Source organism: Paludibacterium purpuratum (assembly GCF_004363805.1).
Taxonomy (GTDB): Bacteria; Pseudomonadota; Gammaproteobacteria; order Burkholderiales; family Chromobacteriaceae; genus Paludibacterium; species Paludibacterium purpuratum.
In genome coordinates, this window is sequence record NZ_SNZP01000019.1 from 25,317 (window position 1) to 41,754 (window position 16,438).

General features: G+C 60.6%; 13 protein-coding genes and 1 tRNA gene. 4 read left to right on the plus strand and 10 right to left on the minus strand.

Annotated features, from left to right (window positions below; all coding sequences use genetic code 11):
• Positions 1-33: 33 nt before the first annotated feature.
• On the plus strand, positions 34-630 hold the full coding sequence (locus DFP86_RS18105) for an Ntn hydrolase family protein (RefSeq protein ID WP_133683919.1): 597 nt from the start codon (positions 34-36) through the stop codon (positions 628-630).
• Positions 617-1,495, plus strand: coding sequence for an Hsp33 family molecular chaperone HslO (gene hslO / locus DFP86_RS18110; protein WP_133683921.1), 879 nt, complete (start codon positions 617-619; stop codon positions 1,493-1,495). The genes DFP86_RS18105 and hslO overlap by 14 nt, the downstream gene beginning before the upstream one ends.
• On the opposite strand, the gene DFP86_RS18115 is transcribed toward hslO, so the two are convergent.
• A complete protein-coding gene (locus DFP86_RS18115; protein ID WP_133683923.1) occupies positions 1,489-2,574 on the minus strand; it encodes a hypothetical protein in 1,086 nt (361 codons plus the stop codon). The genes hslO and DFP86_RS18115 overlap by 7 nt on opposite strands.
• 87 nt (positions 2,575-2,661) lie before the next feature.
• Between DFP86_RS18115 and DFP86_RS18120 the strand changes: the two genes are divergently transcribed.
• Positions 2,662-3,369, plus strand: coding sequence for a GAF domain-containing protein (locus DFP86_RS18120; RefSeq protein ID WP_133683925.1), 708 nt, complete (start codon positions 2,662-2,664; stop codon positions 3,367-3,369).
• Positions 3,370-3,451: 82 nt separating this feature from the next.
• Positions 3,452-4,057 (plus strand): GTP cyclohydrolase II, encoded by a 606-nt coding sequence (gene ribA / locus DFP86_RS18125; RefSeq protein ID WP_133683927.1) that lies wholly within the window; start codon positions 3,452-3,454, stop codon positions 4,055-4,057.
• Positions 4,058-4,127: 70 nt separating this feature from the next.
• Here ribA and DFP86_RS18130 read toward each other — a convergent pair whose 3' ends face one another.
• From DFP86_RS18130 to DFP86_RS18170, 9 genes are all read right to left on the minus strand, one after another.
• The gene (locus tag DFP86_RS18130; RefSeq protein ID WP_133683929.1) at positions 4,128-5,438 is read right to left on the minus strand and encodes a cytosine permease; all 1,311 of its coding nucleotides are present in this window, start codon (positions 5,436-5,438) and stop codon (positions 4,128-4,130) included.
• 306 nt (positions 5,439-5,744) lie between these two features.
• Positions 5,745-5,820 (minus strand) — tRNA-Ala (locus tag DFP86_RS18135).
• A gap of 128 nt (positions 5,821-5,948) precedes the next feature.
• Positions 5,949-6,641 (minus strand): glycine zipper 2TM domain-containing protein, encoded by a 693-nt coding sequence (locus DFP86_RS18140; RefSeq protein ID WP_208108392.1) that lies wholly within the window; start codon positions 6,639-6,641, stop codon positions 5,949-5,951.
• Between the two features lie 179 nt (positions 6,642-6,820).
• Complete coding sequence (gene fliD / locus DFP86_RS18145; protein WP_133683931.1) at positions 6,821-8,197, minus strand: flagellar filament capping protein FliD; 1,377 nt, start codon at positions 8,195-8,197, stop codon at positions 6,821-6,823.
• Positions 8,198-8,453: 256 nt separating this feature from the next.
• Positions 8,454-11,507 (minus strand): efflux RND transporter permease subunit, encoded by a 3,054-nt coding sequence (locus DFP86_RS18150; protein WP_133683933.1) that lies wholly within the window; start codon positions 11,505-11,507, stop codon positions 8,454-8,456.
• 8 nt (positions 11,508-11,515) lie between these two features.
• Entirely contained in the window at positions 11,516-12,637 is a 1,122-nt protein-coding gene (locus DFP86_RS18155) for an efflux RND transporter periplasmic adaptor subunit (protein WP_133683935.1), read from the minus strand.
• Positions 12,638-12,652: 15 nt separating this feature from the next.
• On the minus strand, positions 12,653-14,203 hold the full coding sequence (locus DFP86_RS18160) for an efflux transporter outer membrane subunit (RefSeq protein ID WP_133683936.1): 1,551 nt from the start codon (positions 14,201-14,203) through the stop codon (positions 12,653-12,655).
• 143 nt (positions 14,204-14,346) lie between these two features.
• Positions 14,347-15,162, minus strand: coding sequence for a 4'-phosphopantetheinyl transferase family protein (locus tag DFP86_RS18165; RefSeq protein ID WP_133683938.1), 816 nt, complete (start codon positions 15,160-15,162; stop codon positions 14,347-14,349).
• 35 nt (positions 15,163-15,197) lie between these two features.
• Entirely contained in the window at positions 15,198-16,280 is a 1,083-nt protein-coding gene (locus tag DFP86_RS18170; RefSeq protein WP_133683940.1) for a bifunctional transcriptional activator/DNA repair enzyme AdaA, read from the minus strand.
• Positions 16,281-16,438: the final 158 nt, after the last annotated feature.

The window sequence follows — 16,438 nt, forward strand, 5'->3', positions numbered from 1 at the left end:
AATTTCCTTTTTTGTTTACGACGGACCAATGCCATGACGACCATCGTGGTGGTACAGAAGGACGACCGGATCGCCATCGCCGCCGACAGTCAGACCACATTCGGCGACGACCATAAATTGCTGGCGGCCTATGACTGTTATCACAATAAGATTTTCCAACGGGCCGACAGCTACTTTGCGATCTCCGGCTCGGCGGCTCATGACCTGGTGCTGCAGTCGGCGCTCGACGGCCTGAAGAAGAAAAACTTCACCAGCCGCGCCGGCTTGTTCGATACCTTCCGCAAGCTGCATCCCAAACTCAAGGATCAGTTTTTCCTGCGGCCGGAAGAGGACGAGGAAGACCCCTACGAATCCAGTCAGATGATGGTGCTGGTGGCCAACGCCCACGGTATTTTCGGTGTCTATCCGATGCGTGAGGTCTATCAATTTTCCCGCTTCTGGGCCATCGGTTCCGGCCGCAAATTTGCCATGGGCGCGATGCAGGTCGCTTATGAACAGGATCTGGATGCCCGTGCCATTGCGGAAATCGGCGTGCGCGCCGGTTGCGAGTTCGATGTCAATTCGTCCATGCCGATGACGGTATATACGCTGGACTGTATCAAGGATCAAAAAGAGCATGAGTCACACTGATTGCCTGCAACGTTTTCTGTTTGACGAGTCGCCGGTGCGCGGCGCGCTGGTTTCGCTGGACGATACCTGGCGCCAGGTGTTGTCTCGTCATGGGTATCCGGCGCCGGTGCGTCAGGTGCTGGGCGAAATGATGGCCGCCGCCGCACTCTTGGGCGCCAATCTCAAGTTCGACGGCACGCTGGTGTTGCAAATGCACGGTACTGGCGCCCTGCGACTGGCCGTGGTCGAGTACACCCACGAACGCACGCTACGGGCGACCGCCAAGTGGGATGGAACGCCACTAAGCGTATCGCTACCCGAACTGCTCGGTAGCGGTGGCCGCTTCGTGCTGACGCTGGAGCCCAAGGTCGACAAGTCCCAGACTTGGCAGGGTATCGTGGCGCTAGAGGGCGAGAGCGTGGGGGCCATGCTGGAAAACTATATGCGCCAATCCGAACAGCTCGATACCCGTCTCATCCTGACCGCCGATGGCAACCGCGCCGGCGGTATGTTGTTGCAGCGCCTGCCTGACGGGCATGGCGATGCGGACGGTTGGACGCGGGCGCGCACGCTGGCCGACACGCTGAAGGCCGAAGAGCTGCTGACCCTGGCGCCGCTGGATATTCTGCATCGCCTTTATCACGAAGAGACCGTGCGCGTGTTCGAGGCCGAGCGGCTGGCGTTCGCCTGCACCTGCAGCCGCGAACGCGTGTCGGAGATGCTGAAAATGGTTGGGGCACAGGAAGCCGCGTCGATCTTGCACGAACAGGGCAGTGTGGAGATCGGCTGCGACTTCTGCAATCAGCGCTACGTCTTCGACGAGGACGAGGTCAACGAGATCTTTCAGATGAACGTGATGGATGCTGCCCGCGAGCCACGTCACTGAACTTCGAATAACGGCTGGGCGACTTGGGCAATGCGGCCGCTGTCGCAAAGCGACAGAAAGGCCTCGCCCAGCCGCTGGCTTTCCGCCGCCGCGCGCCGCCAAAGGTGCTGGCGCGTTGCGTCCTGTCCGATGAAACGTTTGAAATCACCCCGATCCGGTAATTTGCCTTGCGGCAGCTTGGCCAGATAGCGGCGCGACGGCGCGACGACGATGGTATTGGCCTGACGCGCCGGGTCGGCATCGCGCCAAGGGAGAAATTTGTCGAACCAGCCCGGCACGATGCGATCGGTGAAATGCGGAAATAACGTCAGCCCAGGCGCATTGGCGAAAGGTAGATCGAGGTGGTAGTCGGTCAGGCCGCCATCGCGCAGCAGGCTGCCGGGCAGACTGTCGAGCCGAATGCCCTCGATCACGCCGGGAATGGATGCCGTGGCCATCAAGAGCGGCTGCAAATTGCTGTCGTTAAGCGGCTGACGCCGAGTTGGGATGCCGTCGACGGGCAGGAAGGGCAGGCTACTGCGCTCGTCGTGGCAGATGACGCGGGTGAAGACATGGCGCAATAGCGGTCGCGACAAGGCGTTGAGCGTTGCCGCCAGCGCAAGGCCTGCCAACAGCGGCGCACGCGCTTCCCGGTTGAGCAGGCCGTGCGATTGCGCTACCAGGAGGTTCAGCCGGTGGTGGGGGTGGGAGAGCGCTTCACGTAGATCTTCGTGGCTGAATAGTTCGTCGAGCATATCGCGCGTTTGGCGCGTGATGTCGCCAATATCGCGGCTAGGATAGGTGGTGCAGGTATACAGCTCGGCCAGGCGGGCCAGTCGCACAGGCGCATCTGCCTGGAGTGCGCAGGTTATACGCCAAGCACCGATTGAGGCGCCGATGAATTCTCTCGGCCTAGGCGTGGCCTCCAACCAAGGGAATATCGCTTGATCCAGGCCGAGCAGGCCGATGGCCTTTGGACCGCCTGCCGCACCGGGAACGATGGCAACCTGGTCTGCGCGCAAGCCTTCGCGCCGCAGTTGCGCCAGGGCTTGCCGGCCGGCGCGGATGGTCAAAACTTCCTCATCATTCTGTATTGTCATTTCTAAGTCAGACCCCATATTCGATACCCAAGTGTATAAAGAATTCGACCGCCGGGGAATGACCGGTGCATATAAGGAGTGTCGTCGATGATTGCAGCCCAAGTCCTGAAGGCCTATCTCAGGGAGCAGTCGCTCGAACTGGATCAGACCGAGGTTCAGGTGGCGGCGATCACGCTCGCTTCCGTGCTGATGGCGCAAAAACCGATCCCGGCGCGCGATTTATTCCGCTTTCCTGTGCCGGTTTTGGGCGAGAACGGTGCCTGCTCTCTGGTGGATGAGCTGTCCGACGAGCCTTACGACCTAAGCGTCTGGTTTGGTGGCGATACCGACGAGGCACGTGCCGCACTGGCCGAGCTGGTGGCGTTGATCGATTCGACTAATCGCCAGATTGGGGCAGATTGGCTCGGGATTTATGTCGTGCGCGGGGAGGGCGAGTCGGCAAGGTTGGTCAAGATGGCCTACCACGGTCGGCCTAGTCGCGCCGAGTTTCCGTTGACCGAAGCCTTTGCCGACGTGAGTAACAACAGTCGGGTGGGTTTGAGCGGCTGGGGTGTGGTGATCGAGGATGTGGCCGAGTGGCGTGCTTTGGGCGGCAGCTATTACCAGTGCGATCCGACTGTGCGCAGCGAGGTGTGCCTGCCGGTGTTGGATGACACTGGGCGTGTGCTCGGCATTATCGATGCCGAGGCAAGCGAACGTGGTTTTTTCGACCCGGCACGCCAAGCCTGGCTGGTTGCTTTGGCCGTTGTGCTGGCCAAACCGTTGGCGTCTCTGCCTTTTGTTGAGGCCGAGTAAATAATTCATTACCGATAATCGGCTGTTTCTTGTCGGGTTGTGCGTGTAGGCTGAGCGTCAGAAGAGAATAGCGGGAGTTTGCATGTCGAATGAAGTCGGGGATGTTGCAGTCAGTTTGGTCGCATCCTGCCAATTGCCAACCCAATGGGGCGTGTTTACCTTGCATGGTTTCGCTGGGGATGGCGGTAAAGAACACGTCATGCTGACCATGGGAACGTTCGCCGACGAAGAGCCGGTATTGATTCGTCTGCATTCCGAGTGCCTGACCGGCGATGCGTTGTTTTCGCTTAAGTGCGACTGCGGTTTTCAATTGGAAGCGGCCATGGTCGCCATTGCCGAGGCCGGGCGCGGTGCATTGCTCTATCTGCGCCAGGAAGGCCGCGGTATCGGTCTGATCAACAAAATCCGCGCCTACAAACTGCAGGACCAGGGGGCCGATACCGTCGAAGCCAACGAGCAACTCGGCTTCCCTGCCGATATGCGCGACTTCAGTCTGGTACGCGACATGTTGGCGGCGGTCGGCATTCGTCGGGTGCGGGTGATGACCAATAACCCTCAGAAAATCGAAACGCTGTCAGCGCTGGGGGTCGATGTGGTTGAACGGGTGCCGCTGCTGGTGGGGCAGAATCCGCATAATGACCGTTACATGAAAACCAAAGCCGACAAAATGGGGCATCTGTTGCCCTGACGGGGCCAGTCAAATCGAGACAAATCGAGCGCCGACGAGCACGAGCAGAGCCGTCGGCGCTTTCGTTTGCCTATTGTTTTGCCGATGCCGAGTTCGACGCTGCGGGGCGACGCATGGCCTTCATGGAAAAATAATAGATCGCGGCGCTGGCGACGATGGCGGTGAGCGATGGGATGCCCCATGCATCGAAATGACCGATCAGGGCGCCGCCGATCCAGGCGATCAACGCATGTGGGTTGAGCTTTTCGACCTCGGTCGGCAGTGTGCCGCTGGCGCGACTCGCATCGAGCGCGACACGCGAGGTGCCCAAGACGTAGTAATCGACCACCATGATGCCGGCGATGGGGGGGATGGTAATGCCCAGCAGGATCAGAAAATCGGTAAATTGATCGTAAATCCCCGCGACCGACAAAAACGTGCCGAAAGTGCCTAGCACGAGCGTCAGCAAACCGCGGCTCATGTGGATGTTGAACAGTGTTTTCAGCAGCGATCCCATGCCGAGCGACGAGCTATAGATATTGACGTTATTCACTTTGACGGTGGCCAGCATGACGATCAAACCGCCGGTCAGGCCGGTCGTTTTGAATATGGTCGCCATGATGTCGGCGTTGCCGGTGGCGTGAATCATCAGCACGACCACCAGATTCACGCCCAGTTCGCCAATCAGTGTGCCGACCACGGTGGTCCAAACAACATCGGCGGCCGATCTCGAATATCTGTTTAAGTCCGGTGCGACAACGCAGCCAACAATAAAGCCGCTGGCGATGATGGTCGCCGCGGTGCCCAGCGTCAGGGGAGGGCCGGGCGGCGGGCTCTGCATCAGCGCCGACAAATTCTCCTCCTTTAATACAAGGTAAACGGCATACCCCATCGCAATCAGGAAGAGCGGGCCGGCAATGTTGGCGACCTTGGCCAACCAATTCATGCCGTACAGGACCAGCAGGGTGGTGCTCATGCCGGTCATGATCGCAGCCACGGTGAAGGGAATGCTGCCATCGCTCATGTGAACCACGCCTTCGGCGAATACGGCATTTTGAACCCCGAACCAACCGGTCATGGAAATGGCGAAAACGGCGCCGATCATTGACGAGCCGTAGCGGCCGAAGCCGGTCCATTGCGTGAGTAGTGCGGTCGGGAGGCCTTCTCGCATGCCCATGATGCCCAATGCGCAGGAAACGCCTTGCAGAATAATGCTGCCTGCGAATGTTGCCGCCACCGCCTGCCAGAATGTCATGCCATATCCGATTGTCGCGCCGATCAGCACCTGCGAGATGCATGCAAAGGCGGCGACGCGAATGCTCAAAATGGTGAGCATGCTTTTGCGGGCCGATTGCGGAACGCGCATGACCGAATGGTCGTCTGCGCCGTCTAGTCGAGACATGGCCGAATCCTTTCGCCGGAGGCGGATTTCGAGGGCATTCCGGCGGTTGGCGCGTTGCGCCGCCGGAGCGATTGCACGGCGAGGCTTGGAAAACCTCGCGGCTCAGGCATCTTAACCAGCGGTGAAATTAAGGAAGTCAGACGTGGCCGCCCTTTGTGTAGAAAATTTCCCTATTTCCTTCATCTGCTGGCGGCGCATTGTCGTTATGAGTAAACAAGACAATACAAGTAATCTGAACGAGTAAATTGTGAGGCGTGGGCGGGGGAATGAAAAAGGCCGACTCGGCGAGTCGGCCTTTTGAATTTGTGGTGGAGATAAGCGGGATCGAACCGCTGACCTCTTGCATGCCATGCAAGCGCTCTCCCAGCTGAGCTATACCCCCACATGAGGTTCGGTGGCGTAGGTCGCTGCCATCCGAGAAGGGAACTATACCGATAGGCTTTTTCCGAGTCAAGAGGGCTTACGAAAAAATGCGGCGCCGGCCGGTGTCGGCCGCCGGCGCCCTCGGTATCACTGCGCTGTTGGCACCAGCAATTGGCCGTTGCGCGCCGGAATGCGTTTGCCAGGCTTGTGATCCATGCGCACCGTGCCGGTTTTGCCATCGAGCGAATAGCGTACTTGGTAACCGACGACCTTCTGGCTGGTCGAAGGCTCTTCCATGCAGCGATTCTCGGTGTCGGCGTAGGTATCCCGTTTCTGCATCTGATCCTGAACCTGGTTGCCGGCATAGCCCCCGGCCACCGCACCGGCCACCGTGGCCAGTTTCTTGCCGTTGCCACCGCCTACCTGGTTGCCCAGCAGGCCGCCCACCACGCCGCCGATCAGCGTGCCGGCCACGCGGTTCTGGTCTTGCACCGGCGCTTGGCGCACGACTTGTTCCTGGTGGCATACGACCTTGGTGCCGTTGACGGTTTCGGTGATCGGCTTGGTACTCAGTACTTTGGCGTAGCTGGCGTGTTGCGGCGCGGCCGGCTTTGCCGCCGGCGCCGGTTGGGCTGCGGCGACCGGCGCGGGGGTCGGTACGGACGCGGCGGCCGGGGTCGGCGCCGAGGCCACTTGCGCTACCGCAACGGGCTGGGAGGCTGCGGCGACCGGCGCGGCAGGGGTTGCCTTGTGCGACAACGCCTGGTAACCGGCCACGCCGACGGCGCCTAGCGCAACCCCGCCACCGAGGACGCTGGCGATCAATACGGATTGTTTCATCTGTGACTCCCTTCGAGCCGATGTTATATCGACGCTTAAAATGTGTCAGACCAACTTAACGGCAGGCAGTTTCATGATAGCTGCATGAGGCGGTAAGCATGCGTGACGTTGTGTAAGCGAACGTACAAATGAAAATCCCCGCCATATTGGGCGGGGATCGGTGTCTTATCCGCGCTGGCTCAACCGCTGGAGGTACTCGAGATCATTTTCGCCAGCGAAGAACTGGTTTGTTCCATCTGCATCAGTGCCGAGTTCAGATTGGTATACAGGCTGAGATAGCCTGCCTGAACGGTACTGAGCCGGGTTTGTTCTTGGGTTATCCGGGTTTTCTCGTCGGAGGCCATTTGGTTGAGCGACGTGGTTTTCGTGGTGATCAGCCCCTGCGGCCCGAGCAGATTGTTGATCTGGGTATTGAAGCGCTGGGCATAACCGTCATTGTTGCTGTTGCCGAATACGTTCGCGACCGCGGTGGCGTTATTGCTGATGGCACTGTTCAGTGCCGTGCTATCCAGCGACAGCGAGCCATCCTTTTGGATGCTGACGCCGACCTGCGCCAGATAGGCGACTTCGGTCGTGCCGTTGGCGCCGGAGATGGGGGTCTGCAGCAGGCTGTTGAAGGTGTTCTGCAACTGGACGAGATTGAAGTCGCCTTGCAGGTCTCCACCGTACAGGCTGGTCGAATCGCTTTGCAGCTTATTGTAGGCGGTGACGAAGCTTTGCACCTTGTTCTGGATCGCCGTGCTGTCGCGGGTCACGTTCAGCACGGTCGAACCCGTCTGTGTCAGATTCATGCTGACGCCCAGTACCGCCGTGGTGACGGTATTGCTGCTGCTGGTCATGGTGAGCCCGTTGACCGTCAGATTGGCGTCCTGCGCTTGGGCGGTCAGGCGGCTATCGGTGATCTGATTGCTGCCGTTGACCGCGGAGGCGGCGTCGAAGCTCAAGAAGGAGAGCGAGGCCTGGCCGGAGGCCGAGGCGGTGCTGAAGCTCTGGCCCGCCCCGACGGTATTGCCGGTCAGTACCAAGCGATAAGGGGTCGCGCTGCTGTCGGCCTTCACCACGCTGGCCGATACGCCGATGCCTGCGGCGTTGATCGAGGAGGCGATCTGATCCAGCGAGCTATTGGCGGCAATGCTGACGGATGAGGTCGTACCGTTGCCGAAAGTAAAGTTCAGCGAGTCGGCGGTGTTGCCCAGGCTGGCGGTTTCGCTCGCTTGGCCGGTGTAGGCCAGGTTCTGCGCGGTCGCCAAATTGTTGACCGTGACGTTGTAGCTACCCGCGTTGGCCGTGTTGTCGGCGGTGGCGGACAGGATGGTGGTGTTGCTGCTGGCGGCCTTGAGTGTATTGATGAACGTGCCGGAAGACAGGCCCGACAAGGTCGATTGCAGCGAAGTCAGATCGGAACTGAGCGTTCCGTAATCGGAAATCTGGCTGTTGTCGGTTTGCAGTTGCGTGTTCATCCGGTTTAGCGGCTGCTGCGCCACGGTCATCAACTGCGAGACCAATCCCTGTACGTCTAGCGGGCCGGTGGCGGAGGAAATAGAGGGTGTTGACATGATGATTCCCCGAAACGGACGAGCGGGCACGCATCCCGCGACATGTTCTATTTATCGACCAGATACCAATGTGGCTTGAGGCCTTTTCCCCGGATGTTAGGGGGTTAGCGGGGCAATCGGGGGGGTAGTCTGTTAAGGATTGTGCTGAATGTGACGAACTGTGACGGCAGCGTTAAAAAGGCGCAGGATCGTGGCGGCGGCCCCAAAAAGAACGGCCGGATGACAGGCATCCGGCCGTTGGATGAAGCAGTGGCGGTTAGACGATATCGCCGCCGTCGGTGGCGGAAACTTGTTCCACCTTGTGATCCGAGGCCAGCAGCATATACATGGCCGGTACCACGAACAGCGTGAACAACGTGCCGATCGATAGACCGCTGAAGATCACCAAACCGATAGCGTGGCGACCGGCGGCGCCGGCGCCCGAGGCGATCACCAGTGGGAATACGCCGAATACCATAGCGGCGGTGGTCATCAAGATCGGCCGCAACCGGATGGCGGCGGCGCGTTGGATGGCCTCCAGCTTGCCCACGCCGCGCGCGCGCTCCTCGTTGGCGACTTCCACGATCAGAATGCCGTGCTTACTGATCAGCCCCATCAGCGTTACCAAGCCTACCTCGGTATAGATGTTGAGCGAGGCGAAGCCGAGGAAGATGAAGATCATCGCGCCGAACAGCGCCAGCGGCACCGACACCAAGATGATCATCGGGTCGCGGAAGCTCTCGAACAGCGCGGCCAGCGTCAGGAACACGATGATCACGGCAAACAGCATGGTGACGATGAAACCGCCGGATTCCTGCATGTACTGCCGGGACGGGCCCGCATAGTCGACGCTATAGCCGGACGGTGCGATTTCCTGCACGGTGTCGCGCAGGAACTGCAGCGCGTCGCCCTGAGCCACGCCCGGCACGCCGGAAATCGTCGCCGAGTTCTGTTGCTGGAAGCGTGTGATCGATTCCGGTTCGATGGAGTACTTCAGGTGAGCAATGGTGCTGACCGGAATGACACCGTTCGGACTGCGGATGTACAGATCCAGCAACTGATCAGGATTGAGGCGATCCTTCTGCTGCACCTGCGGAATCACCTTGTACGAGCGGCCGTCGATGGCGAAATAGTTGACGTAGCCGCCCCCCATCGCCGCGCTCATCGCATTGCCGACATCCTGTTGCGTCATGCCCAGCGCCGCTACCTTGTCACGATCCACGACCAAGGTGGCCTGCGGCTTATCGACCTTCAGGTCGACGTCGGCGAAGTAGAATTTGCCGGAACTGCGCACCTTGTCGATCACCTGCTGCGAGACCTGGTTCAGGTTTTGGAACGGCTCGGTGGTCTTGATCACGAATTGCAGCGGCAGACCGGAGGAGCCGGGCAGCGGCGGGAACTGGAAGGCCGCGACGCGCGCGCCGGCGATCTTGTTCCAGCGTTGCTGCAGTTCCATCTGGATTTGGTGCGCACTGCGGCTGCGTTCGCTCCAGGGTTTGACCAGCACCCCGCCGATCCCGGCGTTGACGGTCGGTGTACCGGTGATCTGGAACATCTGCTGATATTCCGGCATGGCCCGGCTGGCCTGGAACATCAGGTTGGCGTAGGTCAGCATCTGGTTGGCGGTGGCATTCGGGGCGCCGACGACTTGGCCCAGCACGATGCCCTGATCTTCTTCCGGCGCCAGTTCGGACTGCGACATCTTGGACATGCCAAACAGCAGCAACATGAGGATGGCGCCCATCACCACCAACACCGGCCATGTCGACAGCAGGTTGGCCAGCAGACGCTTATAGCCGTTCAGCACTCGTTCGAAGGTGTGGTCGATCCACTGTACGAAGCGGCCGCTGTCCTGATCCGGCTTGAAGAAGCGCGAGCACATCATCGGCGATAGGGTCAACGCCACCACGCCCGACACGGTGACCGCCGCGGCCAGGGTGAAGGCGAACTCGGTGAACAAAGCGCCGGTCAGGCCACCTTGGAAACCGATCGGCACGTACACCGCCACCAGCACCACGGTCATGGCCAGAATCGGGCTGCCGAGTGCACGCGCCGCATCGATGGCGGCATCCAGCGGCGACATGCCTTCGCGCATGTGGCGGTCGACGCTTTCCACCACGATGATCGCGTCGTCGACCACCAGACCGATGGCCAGCACCAGTGCCAACAAGGTCAGCAGGTTGATCGAGTAGCCCAGCATCAGCATCATGAAGAAGGTGCCGACAAGCGAGAGCGGCATGGCGATCACCGGCACCAGCACCGCGCGCAGGCTGCCGAGGAACAGGAAGATCACGACGGTCACGATCACCAGCGCCTCGACCAGCGTCTTCACCACTTCGTCGATCGAGGTATTGATGAAGTCGGTTGAGTCATAGACGATCTTGCCGGTCAGCCCGGTCGGTAGCTGCTTCTGCAATTCCGGGAACGCGGTGCGCACGCGCTTGGCCACGTCCAGAATGTTGGCGTCCGGCGCCACTTTGATACCGATGAAGACCGACCGCTCGCCACTGAAGGCGACGTTGAAGTCGTAGTTCTCGGATCCCAACGTGACGGTTGCCACATCCTCCAGGCGTACGATGGCATCGCCGCTTTGCTTGATCGCCAACTGCTTGAACTCGTCCACCGTATGCAGGTCGGTCGCGGCGGTTAACGGCACCGATACCATCTGGCCCTTGGTGTTGCCGACTGCCGCCAGATAGTTGTTGCTGCCGAGCGCGGCGTAGACATCGGCCGCAGTCACGCCATGTGCCGCCATTTTGCCGGCATCGAGCCAGGCGCGTAGCGCGAACAGGCGCGCGCCGAGGATTTCCGCCGTCTGAATCCCGTCGATGGCATCCAGTTTCGGCTTGACCACGCGCTGCAGATAGTCGGTGACGCCGTTGGTCGGCAGCGTCGTGCTGTAGAAGCCGAGGTACATCGCGTCGGTGGTCTGGCCGCTTTGCACTGTCAGCACCGGCTGTTGCGCTTGGGCCGGTAGCTGGTTCTTGACCGAATTAACCTGGTTGTTGATTTCGGTTAGGGCACGGTTGCCGTCGTAGTTCAGGCGCAGGGTGGCCGTAATCGTCGATACGCCGCTCGAGCTGGTGGACGACAGATAATCGATGCCCTGCGCCTGGGCGATGGCGGCTTCCAGCGGCTGGGTAATGAAGCCGGCCACGGTCTTGGCGTCGGCGCCGTAGTAGGTGGTGGAAATGGTCACCACCGCATTTTGCGTCCGCGGGTATTGCTCGACCGGCAGACTAAAGAGCGAGCGCAGGCCCAGCACCACCAGGAGCAAGCTGATGGTGGTGGCCAGAACCGGTCGCCGGATGAATATGTCGGTAAATTTCATGGTCTATCTCAGTGTTCCTGCGGTGCCGGCGCGACATCGTTGGCCGGTTGTACCGAGTTGTCGATTACGACCGGGGCGCCGTTCTTCAGCTTGAGTTGACCGCTGGTAACCACTTCCTGACCAGACTTGAGCCCGGTGAGTATCGCGACTTGGTCGCCACGGGTTTCCCCTGTGGTGACAAATATCTGTCGCACCACCTTGTTGCTGCCGGCGACCGTCTTGTCGCTCTGTTCCACGACATAGGCCGTGGAGCCGTAGGCGTTGTAGGAAATGGCTGTCTGCGGCAAGGTCAGATAGCGCTGCTTCTGGCCGATCGACACATGGGCATTGGCGAACATGCCGGGCAGCAATTTGCGCTCGGGGTTGTCGATCAGTGCCTCGACCTGTACGTTGCGCGTGGCGGTATCCACCTTGGGATTGATGGCGGTGATACGACCGCCGAAGGTCTGGCCCGGGAAAGTGTCGGTGCCCACGTCGACGTGCTGGCCAACCGCTAGGCGCGCCAGACGGCTTTGCGGAATATTGAAATCAAGATGGATCGGATTGATTTCCTGCAAGGTCACGATCTTGTCGCCGGGATTGACATACTGGCCGGGGTTAATGGCGCTGATACCGATGCGGCCGGAAAATGGCGCGCGGATCACTTTTTTGGCGATCAGGGCCGTCTGCTGTTCGACTTGCGCCGTCTTGGCGCGCAGATCGGCGGCATCGTTGTCCACCTGAGCCTGGCTCACGCCTTGTGCTGCCAGTTGCGCCTGATCGCGCTTGAGCGTGATCGCGGCCAGTTCGGCGCTTGCCTGCAGCGCATGCAACTGAGCGACGTCCGAGTCGGTGTTCAGTTCCACCAGCACCGTGCCGGCTTTGACCTCCTGGCCGGATTTGAAGCGCACGCTTCGAACCATGCCGGAGACTTCACTGCTGATTTCTACCCCGCTGACGGCCGATAGGGATCCGACCGAGTTGAGTTGCAGCTGCCACTCCTGCGTTTGGACGATGGTCGAGGTGACGGTTTGCGCGCCCGGCTTGGGCGAGTTGGCGATCAGGCTGCGGATGTGCAGGAAAAACCCGAAACCCAGCAGAATGATCAGCAGCAGCACGCCCCCTAGCATGATCAACATGCGTTTGGTCATGATTGCGATTCCTTTTTATCGAATGTTGTTATCGTTGTTGCCAGCCGCCATTTTCAGGTTGCCGCCGGCCTGCGTCGGGTCGGTGCGATTCCACCAGCCGCCGCCCAAGGCCATGTACAGCATGGCGGTGTCGGCAAAACGCGCTGCCTGGCTTGAAGCCAGATTCAAGCGTGCTTGCTGATAGGCGCGTTCCGCGTCCAGAACGGTCAAGTAGCTGATGGCGCCCAGTTGATGGCGCTTCTGCGCGATATCGCGCAGCTGACGCGTTTCCTCTGCCTGATCCGCTTCGGCATCCAGCGTGCCGGCATCTGCCTGGATGGTGTTCAGGGTATTGGCCACATTCTGGAAGGCCGAGAGCACGGTTTGGCGATATTGCGCGGCTGCCTGGTCGTAGGCGGCGACAGCGGCGCGGCGATGTGCTCGCAGTGCGCCGCCATCGATCAGCGGCATTACCAGGCCGGCGCCCATATTCCATAGCGAGGCGTAGCTGCTGCCGCCGTTCATGTCCGTGCGCTGTCGGGCGTAGCTGCCGGATAGCGTAATTTGCGGATAGAGGTTGGCCGTGGCCACGCCGACTTCGGCGCTGGCCTGGTGCAGCAAGGCTTCGCTGGCCTGGATGTCCGGACGCTGGCGCACCAATTCGGATGGCAGCGACAACGGCAGGTTCTGCGGCAGGCGCAACGCATCCAGATCGATCTGCGGCAGGTCCGGATCGTTCGGGTAGCGGCCCAGATAGGTCGCCAATTGGTTGCGGTAAAGTGCCTGGGACTTTTCCAACGCAGGTAGCGAGGCGTTGATTTGCGCCACTTGTTGCTGCTGCTGCAGAACCGCGGTTAGCGGCTGGGCGCCAAGCTGGTGTTGCTTGATGACGATACCGAGCTGCGCCGTCAAGGCGGCCAGCGTCGCGCGCGTGGCGTCGACCTGGACGCGTGTGGCAGCTTCCTGCACCGCGGTGCTGACCACATTGAAAATCAACGTCTGCCGCGCGGCTTCCAACTGATAGCGCTGGTAGTCCATCTGGGCGGCCAGGCTCTCCAGCTCGCGCCGCCCGCCACCGAATACATCCAGCGAGTACGACACCGTCAAGCCGCCGCTATAAACCGTGAAATCCTTGGGCGGCGGCGAGCCTTGTACCTGACGCTGGCGCGCGGCGCTACCCTGGGCGTTGATCGTAGGGACAGCCAGCGTGCCCAGCTCGGCATTGTAGTTTTCTTGCGCCTGGCGTACTGCGGCTTCAGCCGCCGCCAAGGTCGGGCTGTGGGCGAGCGCCTCGCGGATCATGGTATCCAGCTCAGGCGAATGGAAGAGTGTCCACCAGTCGGCCGGCAAATCCCTGCCCTGACTCAGCGTCTGTTGGACGCCGGCATTGCCGGCATCCGGCGCGGCGATCGGTCGGGTTTGCAGCGATTTGTCATTGCCCGGCCGATAGTCGGCATGGGGCGGGGGCGTCGGTGTAGCGAAGTCCGGACCGACGGCACAGCCGGCCAGCATGAGACCGGCTATGACGCCGGCCAGACACGACAAACGGCCCGGTAGAGTGCCGGGCCGAGCGGTTTTTTCCAGCATTTCACGCTCCTCGCCGGACAGATGTGCCGGCGCTTATCCTCTGTGAATACTACAAGACGCTACTTTACATGTTTATTGCATAGGCATGTCTTGATTTTTCTTGCTAACTTTTTGGAATGGAATAATGCATTCTGTATACAACTTCATGAGTCGATGATAATCCGCTGTTGGGACAGAATGATGACGGTGGTGGGGCGATGGTCGGTATCGGCAGCCAACTCGGCGAAGCACAACACGACTTGCCGAATGGCGCCATCGACGGCGAGCGCCGCGTACAGCCCTCGGACAGGGGCGACCATATCCAGTAACCGGATGGCGTTCGGATATTGTAACAGCGGACTAGGGACATCGAGCATGACATCGATATCGCAGAGGTCATCGATAAGCCCGGTGCCCCGTTGTTTGAGTAGTGCCTCTTTGCGTGTCCAGCATCGCAGGAAGAGGGCATCGCGCTTGGTGCCGGACTGGGCTTCGATGAGTTGGCGTTCAGACGGATGGGCGATCAATGGCAGCAGTTCTGCGTTGGTTTGGCCGTGTTTGAAGATCTCGACATCGATGCCGACCGGTCGCGAGGCGCAGACTGCGCAGGCGACATAGCGATCCGAGTGTGCCAAGTTGAAGGCATGCCCGCCGTCGATGTAAGGCTTACCATGCGTGCCGACTGCGATGTCAACCGGCCGAGGCCGGCTAGCCGGTGCAACCAAATGCTGGATCATGCAACGGCCGAGTATCAGATTGTCGCGGTCGATGCGTCGCAGAAAGCGCTGTGCGCGCCGGCGTTCTTCGCTGCTGAGCAGGGATTCGTCCGCTTGTATCGCACCATGGCGCAGTATCAAAACGAAAACTTGCCCGCGCGCGACGGCACGTCCACAGCACTGGCGCATGTGGTGCCAGAAATGGCGTCGCGGCACGCCACGGCGTGCGGGTTCGGCGCTAGCGGGAATGGTCGAGCAGGCCACAATCTCAATCGACAGGCAAATAGCCTATATACGTCCTATCGGCTGTCGTCGCAGCTGTCCGTATGGCGAGCCAGGCTTGCCTCATGCGCCAACAGCCATTGTTTGCGTGCCAGGCCGCCGCCGTAGCCGGTCAGGTCGCCGTTGCTGCCGATCACCCGGTGGCAGGGGATGAGGATAGACACGCGATTGGCGCCGTTGGCGGCGGCCACGGCGCGTACCGCCTGCGGGCGGCCGATGCGCTCGGCCTGTTGTTTGTAGCTGGCGGTTTGGCCGCAGGGAATCGATTGCAGCGCTTGCCAGACGGTGCGCTGGAAGTCGCTGCCAGGCGTGTCGAGCGGAACCGAGAAGGTTGGGCGCGTGCCGGCGAAATACTCGTCGAGTTCGCGTCGCGCTTGTCGGATCGCCTCGTTTTCGCCGGCGATGATGCGCGCACGCAAGCGGCGCTGTAGGTCTTCGAACTCGGTCTCCAGCATGCGCCGGTCGACGAACTCCAATAGGCATACGCCTTGCTCGGTGGCGCAGATGAACATCGGGCCGATCGGCGTGGTCAGCCGGCTGATCAGTATCACCGTGTCGCGTCCGGCGGCGCTCGGAGAGCCGCCGATGAGCTTGCGGTAGGTGTAGCCGAAACCGCTGAGCGACTGGTAGCCGTGATCGAGCGCGGTGTCGATGCTGCGCTTGCCGGTCTTCAGCTCTTCCATCGCCTGGTTGATGCGCGTCATGCGCTGGTAGGCCTGAAAGGTCATGCCGTAGTGTTTGAGAAACCAGCGCCGCACCGCCTCGGGGCCGATGCCGTCGGCCCGTAAACGCGCATCGCCGATTTTTTCCTTGGGGTTGGCACGCAACAACGCCATTGCAGAGGCGACCGGCGGCGGCATGTCGTGCGCGTGCTCGGTCGGCCGGCAGATCTTGCACGGTCGATAGCCTGCGTCCAGCGCGTCTTTGAAATCGCTGAAAAATTCGACATTCTCGGCCTTGGGCTTGCGCGCCCGGCAGGTGGCGATGCAGAACACCGACGTGGTGCGCACGCCGACGTAGAAGGTGCCGATGTACTCGGGGGAGCGGTCGAGCAGCGCCTGGTAGTAGCGCTGGATCTGAGCGGGGTCGGTGATGCGCATGCGGATTCTCCTGTGCAGGCGCCTACCTTAGAGCCGAGCCCTCGCATGGCGCAACCGAAAAACGGACGACTATTTTGCGTTGTTGGCATGGCTTTCACTTGTCATTTTATGAATTTGTATATACAACTATGTTTGTCGCTTTCAATCCGCATCAGACG